This window comes from Candidatus Salinivivens marinus, assembly GCF_965655845.1.
GTDB lineage: Bacteria > Pseudomonadota > Alphaproteobacteria > Rhodobacterales > Rhodobacteraceae > Salinivivens > Salinivivens marinus.
The window spans coordinates 228,262-242,408 of record NZ_CBFHHX010000002.1 but is presented as its reverse complement, the minus strand read 5'-3'; the positions used below and the strand labels follow the sequence as shown (position 1 = coordinate 242,408).

At 42.6% G+C, this 14,147-nt stretch carries 22 protein-coding genes and 1 tRNA gene; 12 read left to right on the top strand and 11 right to left on the bottom strand.

Annotated features, from left to right (window positions below; all coding sequences use genetic code 11):
• Window positions 1–171 precede the first annotated feature (171 nt).
• Window positions 172–792, top strand: a complete 621-nt coding sequence (locus tag ACTF5Q_RS03445) for a TIGR02466 family protein (protein WP_438953323.1) — start codon at window positions 172–174, stop codon at window positions 790–792.
• Between the two features lie 70 nt (window positions 793–862).
• Here the strand turns inward: ACTF5Q_RS03445 and rplP are convergent, their stop codons facing one another.
• From rplP to tuf, 10 genes are all read right to left on the bottom strand, one after another.
• Complete coding sequence (rplP, locus tag ACTF5Q_RS03440; RefSeq protein WP_156081866.1) at window positions 863–1,276, bottom strand: 50S ribosomal protein L16; 414 nt, start codon at window positions 1,274–1,276, stop codon at window positions 863–865.
• A gap of 11 nt (window positions 1,277–1,287) precedes the next feature.
• Entirely contained in the window at window positions 1,288–1,995 is a 708-nt protein-coding gene (rpsC, locus tag ACTF5Q_RS03435; RefSeq protein ID WP_438953281.1) for a 30S ribosomal protein S3, read from the bottom strand.
• A complete protein-coding gene (rplV, locus tag ACTF5Q_RS03430) occupies window positions 1,995–2,375 on the bottom strand; it encodes a 50S ribosomal protein L22 (RefSeq protein ID WP_438953280.1) in 381 nt (126 codons plus the stop codon). The genes rpsC and rplV overlap by 1 nt, the downstream gene beginning before the upstream one ends.
• A gap of 5 nt (window positions 2,376–2,380) precedes the next feature.
• Window positions 2,381–2,659, bottom strand: a complete 279-nt coding sequence (rpsS, locus tag ACTF5Q_RS03425) for a 30S ribosomal protein S19 (RefSeq protein WP_153691228.1) — start codon at window positions 2,657–2,659, stop codon at window positions 2,381–2,383.
• A gap of 3 nt (window positions 2,660–2,662) precedes the next feature.
• On the bottom strand, window positions 2,663–3,505 hold the full coding sequence (gene rplB, locus ACTF5Q_RS03420; RefSeq protein WP_153691227.1) for a 50S ribosomal protein L2: 843 nt from the start codon (window positions 3,503–3,505) through the stop codon (window positions 2,663–2,665).
• Window positions 3,506–3,725: 220 nt separating this feature from the next.
• The gene (locus ACTF5Q_RS03415) at window positions 3,726–4,022 is read right to left on the bottom strand and encodes a 50S ribosomal protein L23 (protein ID WP_438953279.1); all 297 of its coding nucleotides are present in this window, start codon (window positions 4,020–4,022) and stop codon (window positions 3,726–3,728) included.
• The gene (rplD, locus tag ACTF5Q_RS03410) at window positions 4,019–4,636 is read right to left on the bottom strand and encodes a 50S ribosomal protein L4 (RefSeq protein ID WP_438953278.1); all 618 of its coding nucleotides are present in this window, start codon (window positions 4,634–4,636) and stop codon (window positions 4,019–4,021) included. The genes ACTF5Q_RS03415 and rplD overlap by 4 nt, the downstream gene beginning before the upstream one ends.
• Window positions 4,633–5,355, bottom strand: a complete 723-nt coding sequence (gene rplC / locus ACTF5Q_RS03405; protein WP_438953277.1) for a 50S ribosomal protein L3 — start codon at window positions 5,353–5,355, stop codon at window positions 4,633–4,635. Before rplC ends, rplD begins: the two co-directional genes overlap by 4 nt.
• A 9-nt stretch (window positions 5,356–5,364) precedes the next feature.
• Window positions 5,365–5,673, bottom strand: coding sequence for a 30S ribosomal protein S10 (rpsJ, locus tag ACTF5Q_RS03400; RefSeq protein ID WP_022571549.1), 309 nt, complete (start codon window positions 5,671–5,673; stop codon window positions 5,365–5,367).
• Window positions 5,674–5,809: 136 nt separating this feature from the next.
• Complete coding sequence (gene tuf / locus ACTF5Q_RS03395) at window positions 5,810–6,985, bottom strand: elongation factor Tu (RefSeq protein WP_438953268.1); 1,176 nt, start codon at window positions 6,983–6,985, stop codon at window positions 5,810–5,812.
• 240 nt (window positions 6,986–7,225) lie between these two features.
• Between tuf and ACTF5Q_RS03390 the strand changes: the two genes are divergently transcribed.
• From ACTF5Q_RS03390 to ACTF5Q_RS03375, 4 genes are all read left to right on the top strand, one after another.
• Window positions 7,226–7,660, top strand: coding sequence for an HPr kinase/phosphorylase (locus ACTF5Q_RS03390; protein ID WP_438953276.1), 435 nt, complete (start codon window positions 7,226–7,228; stop codon window positions 7,658–7,660).
• A 277-nt stretch (window positions 7,661–7,937) separates the two neighbouring features.
• Entirely contained in the window at window positions 7,938–8,345 is a 408-nt protein-coding gene (locus ACTF5Q_RS03385) for a PTS sugar transporter subunit IIA (protein WP_438953275.1), read from the top strand.
• Window positions 8,345–8,623, top strand: a complete 279-nt coding sequence (locus ACTF5Q_RS03380; protein WP_438953274.1) for an HPr family phosphocarrier protein — start codon at window positions 8,345–8,347, stop codon at window positions 8,621–8,623. The genes ACTF5Q_RS03385 and ACTF5Q_RS03380 overlap by 1 nt, the downstream gene beginning before the upstream one ends.
• Window positions 8,624–8,641: 18 nt before the next feature.
• Window positions 8,642–9,511 (top strand): lysophospholipid acyltransferase family protein, encoded by an 870-nt coding sequence (locus ACTF5Q_RS03375; protein ID WP_438953322.1) that lies wholly within the window; start codon window positions 8,642–8,644, stop codon window positions 9,509–9,511.
• A gap of 1 nt (window position 9,512) precedes the next feature.
• Here the strand turns inward: ACTF5Q_RS03375 and ACTF5Q_RS03370 are convergent, their stop codons facing one another.
• Window positions 9,513–10,388, bottom strand: a complete 876-nt coding sequence (locus tag ACTF5Q_RS03370) for a 3-hydroxybutyryl-CoA dehydrogenase (RefSeq protein ID WP_438953273.1) — start codon at window positions 10,386–10,388, stop codon at window positions 9,513–9,515.
• 186 nt (window positions 10,389–10,574) lie between these two features.
• Between ACTF5Q_RS03370 and ACTF5Q_RS03365 the strand changes: the two genes are divergently transcribed.
• The 7 genes from ACTF5Q_RS03365 to rplL all read left to right on the top strand — a co-directional run bounded on the left by ACTF5Q_RS03365 (window position 10,575) and on the right by rplL (window position 14,132).
• A tRNA-Trp gene (locus ACTF5Q_RS03365) sits at window positions 10,575–10,650 on the top strand.
• Window positions 10,651–10,714: 64 nt separating this feature from the next.
• Window positions 10,715–10,912, top strand: coding sequence for a preprotein translocase subunit SecE (secE, locus tag ACTF5Q_RS03360; protein WP_153692279.1), 198 nt, complete (start codon window positions 10,715–10,717; stop codon window positions 10,910–10,912).
• Window positions 10,913–11,090: 178 nt separating this feature from the next.
• Complete coding sequence (gene nusG, locus ACTF5Q_RS03355; RefSeq protein ID WP_153692278.1) at window positions 11,091–11,624, top strand: transcription termination/antitermination protein NusG; 534 nt, start codon at window positions 11,091–11,093, stop codon at window positions 11,622–11,624.
• A gap of 102 nt (window positions 11,625–11,726) precedes the next feature.
• Entirely contained in the window at window positions 11,727–12,152 is a 426-nt protein-coding gene (gene rplK / locus ACTF5Q_RS03350) for a 50S ribosomal protein L11 (protein WP_153692277.1), read from the top strand.
• On the top strand, window positions 12,153–12,848 hold the full coding sequence (gene rplA / locus ACTF5Q_RS03345; RefSeq protein WP_438953272.1) for a 50S ribosomal protein L1: 696 nt from the start codon (window positions 12,153–12,155) through the stop codon (window positions 12,846–12,848).
• Between the two features lie 324 nt (window positions 12,849–13,172).
• Window positions 13,173–13,685 (top strand): 50S ribosomal protein L10, encoded by a 513-nt coding sequence (gene rplJ / locus ACTF5Q_RS03340; RefSeq protein ID WP_438953271.1) that lies wholly within the window; start codon window positions 13,173–13,175, stop codon window positions 13,683–13,685.
• A 69-nt stretch (window positions 13,686–13,754) separates the two neighbouring features.
• On the top strand, window positions 13,755–14,132 hold the full coding sequence (gene rplL, locus ACTF5Q_RS03335) for a 50S ribosomal protein L7/L12 (protein ID WP_153692274.1): 378 nt from the start codon (window positions 13,755–13,757) through the stop codon (window positions 14,130–14,132).
• The last annotated feature ends 15 nt before the right edge of the window (window positions 14,133–14,147 follow it).

The window sequence follows — 14,147 nt, the reverse complement described above, 5'->3', positions numbered from 1 at the left end:
CCCCAGGCGGGTCACTCATAATCTGGTGGACATTACCTAATTTATACAATTGCGATTCCGACGAACCACATCCGGATGAGACGACATACAGTCTTATTTATTAAATGGCAACACCTATTGAAAAATTTATTATCACTGTTAAAAAAAAATAGCTTCGTTTATACACATCCTATGAAGTCGATAACGCCATTATTCGCAACGCAGTTGTACCTCTCCAACTTATCCAGTGTAGGTGAATTAAATATTTCAGAGCTGGAAGTATCTTGCCGCTCAATAGCGGAAGATGATCTAGCTGGCCAGCAATGGTGCGAAAATAATGGATATTCCGGGTATACCAGCTATGCCTCACTTTCAGACCTAACATGGCGGTTCCCAATTTTTAGTGAATTAAAAGATATTTTGGACAGTCACGTGGCAAACTTTGTAGAAAAGTTAGACTTTGACCTTGATGATCGAAATATTGTCTTGGAGGACATGTGGATCAACATCCTTGATGAGGGCGGTTCACACGGCTCGCATATTCACCCACATTCAGTAATTTCAGGCACGACATATGTATCAATTCCAAATGAGGCTGGCGAAATACGGTTTGAGGATCCCAGATTACAATTTATGATGTCAGCACCACCACGAAAGAAAGACGCACGAACTGAATTAAGAACTTTTCATAGCCACCATCCAGTGGCAGGACAAGTACTTTTATGGGAGAGCTGGTTGAGACACGAAGTACTTCAGAATGGCTCAAAAGGCGAAAGAGTATCGATTAGTTTCAATTATAAGTGGTCGGACTAATCAAAGATCTCTTTTAAATTGCATTCGTGATTTTACCACACTGGCATTGGTAAAAAACCAACGTAATAAATTACCAATCTTCCCGAACAACAACTCTAGATTTAATGGGTAGTTTCATTGCAGCCAAACGCAAAGCTTCCCTTGCTATTTCATCGTTCACACCATCAATCTCAAACATAACTCGGCCAGGTTTCACTTTGGCAGCCCAAAAATCTACTGAACCTTTACCTTTACCCATCCGTACTTCAGTCGGTTTTGAGGTAACTGGTGTATCTGGGAATATTCGAATCCAGACCCGACCTTGTCTCTTCATATGACGAGTCATAGCTCTACGGGCAGCCTCTATTTGTCGAGCAGTCACTCGTTCCGGCTGGAGTGCCTTAAGCCCATAAGTCCCAAAATTAAGGTCAGATCCGCCTTTGGCCTCACCTTTTATGCGACCCTTGTGCATTTTACGAAACTTTGTACGCTTTGGTTGCAACATTTCCTATCTCCTTACCGGCGGGTCGACGCACCGCGCGGTGCCGGTCCATCTTGAAGCTCTTGTGCACGTCGGTCTCGAGCCTGTGGATCATGTTCCATAATCTCACCTTTAAATATCCAAACCTTGATCCCAATTATACCATATGGCGTGGAAGCCTCTACATTGGCGTAATCAACGTCAGCTCTAAGTGTATGTAAAGGAACCCGACCCTCTCGGTACCATTCCGTTCTGGCTATCTCGGCTCCTCCAAGACGCCCAGCAACGTTAACCCGAATTCCTAAAGCGCCCATTCTCATCGCATTCTGAACTGCACGTTTCATTGCCCTTCGGAAAGAAACACGGCGTTCTAACTGCTGGGCAATACTTTCACCAACCAGTTGGGCGTCTAACTCTGGCTTTCGCACTTCTACGATATTGAGATGTAAATCGGAATCAGTCATGTTTGCTAGTTTCTGACGTAAAGTCTCGATATCAGCACCTTTTTTTCCAATTATGACACCAGGTCGGGCTGTATGAATTGTAACGCGACATTTCTTGTGAGGGCGCTCAATTATTACTCGAGCCACGCCTGCCTGAGAACACTCTTCCCTAATAAAATCACGCATACGGAGGTCTTCCAAAAGTAAATCCCCATAATCCTTCGTATCTGCGTACCAACGACTATCCCAAGTGCGATTTACTTGTAGCCGCATTCCTATTGGATTAACTTTCTGACCCATTAAGCCTGCTCCTCTAATTGACGCACTTTAATTGTTATTTCTGAGAAAGGTTTAATGATACGCCCAAAACGACCACGAGCTCTTGGTCGACCACGTTTCATTGTCAAATTCTTCCCGACATATGCCTCAGAAACAATTAGTTCATCAACATCTAAATTATGGTTATTTTCAGCGTTAGCGATTGCTGACTGAAGACACTTTTTAACATCCGCCGCAATTCTTTTTTTGCTAAAGGTCAAATCATTTAATGCCCTATCAACTTTCTTTCCACGGATCAGGCCAGCAAGTAAATTAAGCTTTTGGGGGCTCGTCTTCAACATGCGCAATTTTGCCATTGCTTCATTATCTGCCACACGGCGAGGATTTTTTTCTTTTCCCATGGTCTTTACTTTCGTTTAGCTTTTTTGTCAGCACCGTGACCGTAATAAGTACGAGTTGGAGAGTATTCACCAAACTTTTGACCGATCATATCCTCAGAAACCGACACCGGGACATGCTTTCTACCGTTATAAACACCAAATGTTAAACCGACGAATTGCGGAAGAATAGTAGATCTACGGGACCAAATTTTAATAACATCATTTCGACCACTTTCGCGAGCTGCTTCAGCTTTTTTAAGCACATGAGCATCGACAAAGGGTCCCTTCCATAATGAACGTGACATCTATCAGCGCCCTTTCTTCTTTGCGTGCCGCGAGCGAATAATTAATTTCTGCGACGCTTTGTTTGTATTTCTCGTACGCTTGCCTTTAGTAGGTTTTCCCCATGGAGTCACAGGATGCCGACCCCCGGACGTACGACCTTCACCACCACCATGGGGGTGATCAATCGGATTCATAACAACACCCCGGACAGAAGGACGAATGCCTTTATGACGCATTCGACCTGCTTTACCGTAGTTCTGGTTCGAATTATCTGGATTAGAAACCGCTCCAATTGTTGCCATACACTCTTGCCGAACCATGCGTAGCTCACCAGACGAAAGCCGAATTTGTGCATAGCCACCGTCACGACCAACAAATTGAGCATAAGTACCAGCCGCTCTCGCAATTTGACCGCCCTTTCCGGGCTTCAATTCGATATTATGAATTATAGTACCAATTGGCATACCTGAAAACGGCATAGCATTACCGGGTTTTATATCTGCTTTTGAAGATGCGACTACTGTGTCGCCAACAGCGAGCCTTTGAGGAGCTAAAATGTAGGCCTGCTCACCATCCTTGTATTTAACCAAAGCTATGAAAGCCGTTCTGTTAGGGTCAAACTCGATCCGTTCAACCGTCGCCGGCACATCAAATTTAGTTCTTTTGAAATCAACTATTCTGTAGAGCCTCTTAGCTCCACCACCACGTCGGCGAGATGTTATACGTCCGGTATTGTTCCGACCGCCAGATTTTGTCAGTCCCTCTGTGAGAGACTTAACTGGACGTCCTTTCCAAAGCTCCGAACGGTCAATCAGTACCAGCCCTCGCTGGCCCGGCGTCGTTGGTTTGTACGACTTTAGTGCCATGCTTTCTGTCTTCCGTTTGCTTGTAAGACAAAGTAATACTCTGCCTATGGTAAAGCCCCCCTGAGGTGGCCAATTTGAAGCAAATCAAAACGAATCTTGATTGCTTTAGCGAAGGACGTATAGCTACCTTTATAAAAAAGGTCTAGGGCTTTGAAACTTTTGTTTCATGTTTGTATTTAAACACCATGCAAATACGTCCAAAAATCATTACTTAACTCGGTCAAAGACCGGTAGTTACGTCAATAGTGTTTCCGTCCTCCAATGTTACAAAGGCCTTCTTTACATCCTTACGACGTCCAACGACGCCCCTAAAACGCTTTTTCTTTCCTTTTGTAATAGAGGTGTTCACAGCCTTAACTTTAACACCAAATAATGCTTCGACGGCTTCTTTAATTTGGGGCTTGTTACTATCAATAGAAACCTCAAACACGACCGCACCGTTTTCCGATGCCATAGTAGATTTTTCTGTAACTAAGGGCTTTCGGATAATATCATAATGTTCTGCTTTTACACTCATCTTAAACGAGCCTCCAATGCCTCTATACCGGCTTTGGTAATAACAAGTGTCTCACGCTTCAAAATGTCGTAAACGTTAGCACCGATCGACGGCAACACATCCAGTCCCTCTATATTCTGAACTGCCTTGGCAAATGTGTCATTAACAGACGATCCGTCGATAACCAATGCGCGTTTCCATCCAAGGTTTTTAACTTGTTTAGCAAGATCAGTTGTCTTGCCCGAACTTTGGGCTTGGTCAATCACTACTATTGAACCGGACTTAGCCTTAGCTGACAATGCTAGTTTAAGACCCAACCTTCTAACTTTCTTTGGCAAATCAAAAGCATGGCTCCGCGGGGTTGGACCCTTATAAATGCCACCTTTACGAAAAATAGGAGCACGTCGAGAACCATGTCGGGCTCCACCTGTACCCTTTTGACGATAGATTTTCTTTGTCGAGTAACTGACTTCTCGCCGGGTTTTTACCTTATGAGTACCAGCCTGGGAACCATTGCGCTGCCATCTAACGACTCTCTGTAAAATATCTGCTCTCGGCTCTAAACCAAAAACGTCATCCACTAACTCAACTGAACCAGCTTTTTTTCCATCCAATTTTATTACATCAATTTTCATGCCTCACCTCCCTCTGGCTGTGGTGCTTCATCGACTTTTGCTCCCTCAGAGCGAAGAGCAGCAGGAAAAGGCACATTATCTACAAGAGGTTTTTTGACGGAGTCTTTAATAGTGACCCAACCACCTTTAGAACCAGGCACAGCACCTTTTATCATTATGAGACCACGCTCAACATCTGTCTTCATTACTTGAAGATTCTGAGTGGTAACTCTGACGGCTCCCATATGCCCTGCCATCTTCTTGCCTTTAAAGACTTTTCCTGGCCCTTGACACTGACCAGTTGATCCATGAGATCTGTGACTTATAGAGACGCCGTGAGAAGCTCTTAAGCCGCCAAAATTGTGGCGTTTCATGGCTCCTGCGAAACCTTTACCTATCGATGTCCCCGAGACATCTACAAATTGTCCCTCGACATAGTGGTCTGCAGTTATCTCTGCTCCCACCTCAATTAAGTTTTCTGGAGCTACCCGAAACTCAGCGAGCTTCCGCTTTGGCTCAACTTTTGCGACAACAAATTGACCGCGCACAGGCTTCAAAACGTTTTTTGCTTTGACAGAACCTGCACCAAGTTGAACCGCATTATATCCGTGCTGTTCATTAGTTCGCTGAGCCACTACTTGCAGCTTATCCATCTGAAGGACGGTAACAGGTATCTGCTTACCATCTCCCATGAATAGCCGCGTCATTCCAACTTTCTTAGCTATAATACCAGAGCGCATTTTGCCCTCCTAAACAGAAATTTGAACATCAACACCAGCTGCGAGATCTAACTTCATAAGAGCATCTACAGTCTGTGGTGTTGGGTCAACTATGTCTAATAGCCGCTTATGAGTGCGTATTTCAAATTGATCGCGCGACTTTTTGTTAACATGCGGCCCACGAAGAACAGTGAATTTTTCAATCTTGTTCGGAAGTGGAATAGGACCTCGAACAGACGCACCCGTTCGCTTCGCAGTATTTACTATCTCTTGTGTACTTGCATCTAGAACACGATAGTCGAAGGCTTTTAACCTAATACGGATGTTTTGGCTTTGCATTTTACCTTGCCTTTTTAACCGACGTTAAAGTTGAGAGGAGGGAATGAGGGCATCTCATTACTTCTTCGAACCTTACTGGGTTTCCCCAATGTTTAGTAAAGCTCACTGAAGTGAGCTTTACATATTATTTTGATGACTATTCGATAATTTTGGCGACGACGCCTGATCCGACGGTACGTCCGCCTTCTCGAATAGCAAACCTTAGTTTTTCTTCCATTGCGATAGGCGCTATCAGCTCAACAGTGAACTTCAAGTTGTCACCCGGCATAACCATTTCAGTTCCGCTTGGTAATACTACAGTCCCAGTTACGTCAGTGGTACGGAAGTAAAATTGAGGACGGTAATTTGCAAAGAATGGCGTATGTCTTCCACCTTCATCTTTAGTCAAAATATATGCCTCTGCCTCAAACTTGGTGTGAGGTGTAACTGAACCTGGTTTACACAAAACCTGACCACGCTCAACGCCCTCACGGTCAACACCGCGAAGTAACGCACCAATATTGTCACCTGCTTCACCACGATCAAGTAGTTTGCGGAACATTTCAACACCAGTACAAGTTGTTTTTGATGTGTCACGGATACCAACGATTTCTATTTCGTCACCAACATTGATTACACCGCGCTCAACACGACCTGTAACAACAGTACCCCGACCAGAGATAGAGAACACATCTTCAATCGGCATTAAGAATGGCTCATCAACTGCACGTGGTGGTTGTGGAATATATTCATCAACAGCAGCCATAAGCTCTTTGATTTTATCTTCCCCAATATTTGCGTCACGACCTTCCATCGCTGCTAGCGCAGAGCCAGCTATGATAGGAATATCGTCACCTGGAAAATCATACGCACTTAGCAATTCACGAATTTCCATTTCAACCAATTCAAGCAATTCTTCGTCGTCCACCTGGTCTACTTTATTCATGAAAACAACCATCGCAGGAATACCAACTTGGCGACCTAACAAAATATGTTCACGTGTCTGCGGCATTGGACCATCTGCAGCATTAACAACCAAAATGGCTCCGTCCATCTGGGCAGCACCAGTAATCATGTTCTTAACATAGTCAGCGTGACCTGGACAGTCGACGTGTGCATAGTGACGATTATCCGTCTCATACTCTACGTGAGCAGTTGAGATTGTTATCCCACGCGCTTTTTCTTCCGGGGCACCATCAATTTGGTCATATGCCTGAAAATCACCAAAGTATTTTGTAATCGCGGCTGTCAGTGTTGTCTTACCATGGTCCACGTGACCAATCGTTCCAATGTTGCAGTGCGGTTTACTACGATCAAATTTTTCCTTTGCCATCGAAAATTTTTCCTTATTTTTGAACCTGAGTATGATTTTTCAGCGCTGATAATAAGTAAGCATTAAAAAATCAAGTATTTGTTTTCAAATTAACCATATGTGCAGTTTTTAACCTTCGAATTTCTGGATAGTAATCTTATCCTATTTCAGAATGTTGTCTTGTTCTCTAAAACGATATTAACTTTTTAAAATTGTGAGGTTACTTTTTTATACTAATCACATTATTTTGGGGACCCCAATTTGAAAAATATTCTTAAAACAAAAAACATTCATGCCAGTGGTGTGTGTTTTGAAAACAAGGGCATACTAATTCTAGGTGAATCAGGTTCAGGAAAATCTTCTCTAGCATTATCGCTCGTTGCTAACGGAGCTCAGCTCGTTTGTGATGACAGGGCTCATTTGCAGGTGAAAAATAAAATATTGATGATGACAAAACCTCCATCATTGCCAGGCGCGTTAGAGGTGCGGGGTTTGGGTTTGATAAACGTTCCGTTAACTACAGAAGCACGTATAGACCTGATAATCGATATGGAGTTAACGTCGGATTCGAGGTTGGGTGGTCATAAAATGGAGTTATTTGGTGTTGAGTTTCCCTGTGTGAAAGGAAAGAATTTTTATGGATTGTCTGATGCAATAATCGTTTGGTCAAAGTATGGGGGTTTTTTAGACCTATGATACAACTCTAGATTGACACAATTATGATAATTTTCATTGCACACTAAATCTGTGTTAAATTTTCTGCATTTTTATCATTGGTTTTGTATTTTATGTTGAATTACTTATTTTATGGCTACTGATATATAAGTTTTTTATTCGGTCCCTATTCTGGACATACGAATTCATGATTTAAATCGAATTAGTTTTATTGGTTTTAAATTGATTTAGACACTTGCCGTTTTCGACATGGATTTTCGTACTTGCGTATATGGTTAAATAGTGAAAAAGATTAATTATGGTTGGTGATATAGGTATAGTTATTGTAGCTCACGGACAGCTAGCTAATGAGTACAAAGCGGCCGTTGAACATGTAGTTGGCCCTCAATCAAATATTGTTGCTGTTTCAATCGCCGCCGAATGCGATAGAACTGAAAAGGAAACCGAAATTTGTAAGGCCGCAGAATCTGTTGATACTGGCTTCGGCGTGGTAGTAGCCACTGACCTTTTTGGATCTAGTCCGTCTAACCTGGCGTTAAAGGCTTGTCAGATTAGTGATCGAAAGATTGTCTATGGGATGAACCTGCCACTGTTGATTAAACTTTCACAATCAAAACACCTTACTCTGTCGTCAGCCGTTGACCTAGCATTATCGGCCGGACGCAAATACATTAACTCGTACGAAAATAATGCTGTTATACAATAATGACTAATACCAAAAGTGTTCGACTTCGAATTTTGAATGAGAAGGGATTACACGCCCGTGCTGCAGCTAAGTTTGTTGAATTAGTGGACAAATTCGATGTTAAAGTGGTTGTTAAAAAAGATAGTTTAGAAGCCAGTGGTGATAGTATCATGGGGTTGCTAATGCTGGGGGCATCTAAAGGCAGTGAAATTGACTTGGTTTTGTCTGGAAAGCAATCAGAGGATACACTCAAAGCTCTATCAAATTTAGTTGAAAATCTTTTTGGTGAAGAAATGTGATTGATTGAAAGTTTAATAATGCCCACAAATCTTCATTCCAAAAAATCTGACAAAAATATTTACACCGAGCGCTACGATAGGAAACGCCTTTCATACGCCAACACGTTTACAAATCCAGTCCAAAAAAAAATTATACAGTCTATAGAGTTGCTGACAGGTCAGCTTAAACTTTTGAGATGTGTTCGAAAATTTGAGCGACTGGGCATACCATACGGGCAGCCCTTTTGGTCACAAGCACTTGATGTGTTGGATATCAAACTTGAAACACCCCAATATCAATGGGAACGGATACCGACGACGGGTCCACTAGTTGTTACTGCTAATCATCCTCACGGCTTAATAGATGGTATGGTTTTGGCCGAACTTATTGGAAAAGTAAGAACAGACTATAAAATCCTCACAAGATCACTGCTCACGGGAGTTGATCAGATTGATAAATTTATGATTCCAGTACCATTTCCTCATGAAGAAATGGCATTAGAAAAAAATTTAGAAATGCGTAAGCGTGCAATGACCCATCTGAAAGATGGTGGCTGCGTAGTTGTCTTTCCTTCAGGATCCGTAGCAGCTTCGGAGTCGTTTTGGGGACCTGTTATTGAGAGAGAGTGGAACCCCTTTACGGCGAAATTAATTCAACGATCTAGTGCAGCAGTGCTTCCCATTTGTTTTCCAGGGGCGAATTCTAGATCTTATCAAATTGCAAATCAGATATCAGCAACATTGCGCCAAGGCCTTTTAATTCGGGAAGTTGTAAAAGCTATGCATAAACCGCAGTCTCCAATTGTTGGAGAATTAGTAGGAAGAGATGAAATACAAAAGTGGTCAAATAGTCCGCGAAAATTTATGAAGTGGCTGAGAAATATTACCCTAGGTTTGCACGCAAACTAGATTATCGGGTAGGTAACGGAGTTCCCGTTTTGTAATCATAAAAGCCACGTTTTGATTTTCTTCCCAACCATCCAGCTTCAACATATTTAGTCAATAATGGGCATGGGCGATATTTTGTGTCTGCCAAGCCGTCGTGTAAGACATTCATTATTGACAGGCATGTATCTAATCCTATGAAGTCTGCTAATTCTAAAGGCCCCATTGGGTGGTTAGCGCCCAGTTTTAAAGAAGTATCTATTGCTTCAACAGATCCCACACCTTCATACAATGTGTATATAGCCTCATTTATCATTGGAATTAAAATCCGGTTTACGATAAAAGCTGGAAAATCTTCCGATCTCGCAACTGTTTTACCGAGTCGATCGACTACTGCCTTGCATTTTTCAAATGTATCTTGAGTAGTTGCTATACCGGGAATAAGCTCTACAAGCTGCATTATCGGAACTGGGTTCATAAAATGAAAACCTAAAAATTTTTCTGGTCTGTCTGTACTACTCGCCAAGCGAGTTATTGAAATTGAAGATGTATTAGAAGTCAGTACGGTATGTTCCTCTAAGTAAGGCATAATAGACAAGAAGACTTTTCGTTTGAGTTCCTCTTCTTCATTTACTGCCTCTATTATTAAGTCTGTGTTTGCAACTGCTTCAAGATCTATGGAGGTCTTAACATGACTCAAAGCTTCAGAAGCTTCATCGCCAGAAATTTTCTTTGCTGCAATCTGCCGATCAAGATTTTGAGCTATTTTATTTTTCGCTGATATCAAATGTTCTGGCAAAACATCGTTGAGGATTACGTCGTAGTTCGCTAGAGCCATTACATGGGCTATGCCTGTGCCCATTTGGCCTGCGCCTATTATTCCAATTCTATTGATACTCATTATAATTCCTAAATATTTTAAAAAGCTTTTCTTTTGAGCTCGGTTTAGAACAATTTTTTCGCGCAAAATAAAGCGTAATATTAGATCTGATCATTCTAATTATTAATTTTTCTACTAATTTGTTTCTGCGCCAATATAAATTTCTGGTTGAAATTCATATGCATGAAGATTAATTAGGACCGGCGTAGGGGTATAGCTCAGCTGGTAGAGCGACGGTCTCCAAAACCGTAGGTCGCGGGTTCGAACCCTGCTGCCCCTGCCAACTGCACCCTTGAACTTTGGTACCAGTGAGGTTAGACGCTCACGGAGATAGAAAGAATTGTAAGATGGCAACGACAAATCCTTTTAGATTTATCCAACAGGTGCGATCAGAGGTATCAAAGATAACATGGCCTACCCGAAGAGAGGTACTACTCACTACGGTGATGGTGTTTGCACTATCTGCTTTGGCAGCTGTATTTTTTGCGCTAGTAGATTGGATTATACGATTTGGTTTACAGAATATTCTGTCTTTGGTCAGCTGAGCTAACTTTTCGGAAATAAATTGCGACTTGAAAAGGACATCAAATACCTTTAGGACAACTCCCGATGTTAAATGGCGTGCAGCGATTCGAGTTGTGCGCCGATTTTTTATCCTAAATGCAGAGATTGTGTTAAAATATTTCTGTTTGAGATTTGAGATGAAGTAAGGACTTAAATAAAATGGCAAAGCGATGGTATTCGGTAAGTGTCCTTTCAAATTTTGAAAAAAAAGTTGCCGAACAAATACGTACATCAGTGGAGGAGTCTGGGCTTCAGGATGAGATTGAAGAAATCTTAGTGCCAACAGAAGATGTTATTGAGGTGCGACGCGGAAAGAAAGTAACGTCAGAAAGACGGTTCATGCCAGGTTATGTTCTTGTTAGGATGGAAATGTCAGATCGTGGGTATCATATGATAAATTCCATCAATAGAGTTACGGGTTTTCTGGGGCCTCAAGGCCGCCCAATGCCAATGAGAGATAATGAAGTGAATGCCATTTTGAACAGGGTTCAAGAGGGTGAAGAATCTCCAAGAACGCTTTTAACTTACGAAGTAGGCGAAAAAGTAAAGGTAAACGATGGGCCGTTCGAAGATTTTGATGGAATGGTTGAAGCAGTAGATAATGATAATCAGCGGTTAAAGGTCACGGTATCAATTTTCGGACGAGAGACACCCGTTGAGTTAGAGTTTACTCAGGTTTCTAAGCAAACTTGAGCATTAAATGTGGGAGGGTATCGTGTCGCGATGCGCAGCCCGTACCACACAACTTGAATTTCTCTAACGCGTTAGAGAAATGTTGAAAAAAGGAGCCTTTTGATGGCTAAAAAACTAGTGGGCACACTTAAATTGCAAATACCTGCAGGTCAGGCTAACCCTTCACCGCCAGTTGGTCCGGCGCTTGGACAGCGTGGCATTAATATTATGGAATTTTGCAAAGCATTCAACGCAAAGACCGGGGATATGGAGCAAGGCGCACCTTGTCCAACCATAATAGAGTATTTTCAGGACAAATCGTTTTCAATGGAAATCAAAACCCCGCCAGCATCCTATTATCTCAAAAAAGCTGCGAAGTTGAAGTCTGGAGCCAATACTCCTGGTCGGGAAACTGCGGGATCTGTAACGGTTGCCCAAGTTAAAGAAATAGCTGAGGCAAAAATGAAAGATCTAAATGCAAACGATATCGATGCTGCAATGCAAATCATTTTGGGTTCAGCAAGGTCAATGGGTATTGAGGTGAAGTAAATGGGAAAAGTGGGTAAAAGAACAAAAAAAGCAATGGAAGCCTTCAATGGTAAAAGTAACGTATCAATTGAAGAGGCTGTAAAATTAGTTAAATCCAATGCAACTGCTAAGTTTGATGAAACAATAGAGATAGCAATGAACCTTGGTGTCGATACGCGCCATGCAGATCAAATGGTTCGAGGTGTGGTTGGTTTGCCAAATGGTACCGGTAAGAGTATGCGTGTGGCAGTTTTTGCGCGTGACGCAAAGGCGCAGGAGGCAAAAGATGCGGGAGCTGATATTGTTGGAGCAGAGGATTTAATGGAAACTGTCCAAGCCGGCACGATCGATTTTGACCGTTGCATAGCTACACCTGATATGATGCCAATTGTCGGACGTTTAGGTAAAGTATTGGGTCCAAGAAATTTAATGCCGAACCCAAAGGTGGGAACAGTGACTGTTGATGTGACTGAGGCTGTAAAAGCTGCAAAGGGCGGTGAAGTTCAATTCAGAGCTGAAAAGGGCGGTGTTGTGCACGCGGGTATCGGTAAAGCCTCTTTCGACGAGAAGCAGCTGGTAGAAAATGTAAATGCCTTTATTGATGCAGTTGCAAAAGCAAAGCCGACTGGTACAAAAGGATCCTACATGAAAGTAATTACTTTGAGCTCAACCATGGGGCCAGGCGTAACCGTAAGTATAGATAAATCAGCGGGTTAGTGTTTTTAAAGAATGTACTTGAAGCAGGCAAAATTTTATATCTGCTTTGAATTCAATGGTATTCGGTAATATTTTTGGAAATGCCTCTTGTTTATTTGGCAAAAATCTCATAGATAGCCGGCGAGAATCGTGTAAAGGTTCTCAACTGTCCGAGATGGAGGGTTGGCGTAAGCTGATAATTCCTTCCTGAGATGGGAACGAGATATAAAGGTCGCAGGGCTCTTGTGATCTTAACCGCTCAGAATCCTATTTCTAGGACTCGAATGCCGGAAATTATTCCGGCAAAATTGAGCTGGGGAATATCCCCAAATTTGGAGTGAAACTGTGGATAGAGCGCAAAAAGAAAAGGTGGTCGAAGAACTTGGCCAAATTTTTGAGAGCTCTGGCGTTGTGGTTGTTGCACAATACACAGGCCTAACGGTTGCCGAGATGCAAGATCTTAGAGCGCGTGCTAGTGAGGCGGAAGCATCTGTGCGCGTGGCAAAGAATAGACTTGCTAAAATAGCTCTGAATGGAAAATCATGTGAAAGCATGGGTGAGTATTTATCTGGAATGACGGTTCTTACCTATTCTGAAGATCCTGTTGCCGCAGCAAAAGTTGCGGAGCAGTACGCTAAAGATAATAGTAAGTTTCAAATTCTCGGTGGATCAATGGGCGAAAACGCTCTTGATCGTGTCGGCGTAGAGGCTTTATCGAAAATGCCTTCTCGAGATGAACTTATTTCTTCCATTGTTGGATGTATTGGGGCACCTGCAGCAAATGTTGCTGGTGTTCTTGGTGCTCCATCGAGCAACATTGCAAGTATCATTTCTACAATTGAAGAAAGAGCTGCATGAGGCAACTGAAGGGCGTGTTATTCGTAACGAAGCACGTTGGAACACAACTTAAAACGGAAAGAGTCGAAAATGGCTGATCTGAAAAAACTGGCAGAAGAGATCGTTGGTCTTACCCTGCTTGAAGCACAGGAACTAAAAACTATCCTCAAAGATGAGTATGGTATCGAACCCGCCGCTGGGGGCGCAGTAATGATGGCAGGACCTGCTGGAGATGCTGGTGGTGCAGCAGCGGAAGAAAAGTCTGAGTTTGACGTAGTTCTTAAGAGTGCGGGCGGTAACAAAATTGCTGTCATAAAAGAAGTTCGTGGCATTACTGGTCTAGGCTTGAAAGAGGCTAAAGACCTTGTAGAGGCTGGCGGAAAATTAAAAGAAGGTGTGGAGAAGGCTGAAGCTGAAGAAATAAAATCTAAGCTTGAAGCTGCTGGTGCTGAAGTAGAGCTGGCATAAACTCACATTTGAACT

Coding starts and splice junctions, on each gene's coding strand:
- ACTF5Q_RS03445 (WP_438953323.1), top strand. CDS start 172: ATGAAGTCGATAACGCCATTATTCGCAACGCAGTTGTACCTCTCCAAC.
- rplP (WP_156081866.1), bottom strand. CDS start 1,276: ATGTTGCAACCAAAGCGTACAAAGTTTCGTAAAATGCACAAGGGTCGC.
- rpsC (WP_438953281.1), bottom strand. CDS start 1,995: ATGGGTCAGAAAGTTAATCCAATAGGAATGCGGCTACAAGTAAATCGC.
- rplV (WP_438953280.1), bottom strand. CDS start 2,375: ATGGGAAAAGAAAAAAATCCTCGCCGTGTGGCAGATAATGAAGCAATG.
- rpsS (WP_153691228.1), bottom strand. CDS start 2,659: ATGTCACGTTCATTATGGAAGGGACCCTTTGTCGATGCTCATGTGCTT.
- rplB (WP_153691227.1), bottom strand. CDS start 3,505: ATGGCACTAAAGTCGTACAAACCAACGACGCCGGGCCAGCGAGGGCTG.
- ACTF5Q_RS03415 (WP_438953279.1), bottom strand. CDS start 4,022: ATGAGTGTAAAAGCAGAACATTATGATATTATCCGAAAGCCCTTAGTT.
- rplD (WP_438953278.1), bottom strand. CDS start 4,636: ATGAAAATTGATGTAATAAAATTGGATGGAAAAAAAGCTGGTTCAGTT.
- rplC (WP_438953277.1), bottom strand. CDS start 5,355: ATGCGCTCTGGTATTATAGCTAAGAAAGTTGGAATGACGCGGCTATTC.
- rpsJ (WP_022571549.1), bottom strand. CDS start 5,673: ATGCAAAGCCAAAACATCCGTATTAGGTTAAAAGCCTTCGACTATCGT.
- tuf (WP_438953268.1), bottom strand. CDS start 6,985: ATGGCAAAGGAAAAATTTGATCGTAGTAAACCGCACTGCAACATTGGA.
- ACTF5Q_RS03385 (WP_438953275.1), top strand. CDS start 7,938: ATGGTTGGTGATATAGGTATAGTTATTGTAGCTCACGGACAGCTAGCT.
- ACTF5Q_RS03380 (WP_438953274.1), top strand. CDS start 8,345: ATGACTAATACCAAAAGTGTTCGACTTCGAATTTTGAATGAGAAGGGA.
- ACTF5Q_RS03375 (WP_438953322.1), top strand. CDS start 8,642: ATGCCCACAAATCTTCATTCCAAAAAATCTGACAAAAATATTTACACC.
- ACTF5Q_RS03370 (WP_438953273.1), bottom strand. CDS start 10,388: ATGAGTATCAATAGAATTGGAATAATAGGCGCAGGCCAAATGGGCACA.
- secE (WP_153692279.1), top strand. CDS start 10,715: ATGGCAACGACAAATCCTTTTAGATTTATCCAACAGGTGCGATCAGAG.
- nusG (WP_153692278.1), top strand. CDS start 11,091: ATGGCAAAGCGATGGTATTCGGTAAGTGTCCTTTCAAATTTTGAAAAA.
- rplK (WP_153692277.1), top strand. CDS start 11,727: ATGGCTAAAAAACTAGTGGGCACACTTAAATTGCAAATACCTGCAGGT.
- rplA (WP_438953272.1), top strand. CDS start 12,153: ATGGGAAAAGTGGGTAAAAGAACAAAAAAAGCAATGGAAGCCTTCAAT.
- rplL (WP_153692274.1), top strand. CDS start 13,755: ATGGCTGATCTGAAAAAACTGGCAGAAGAGATCGTTGGTCTTACCCTG.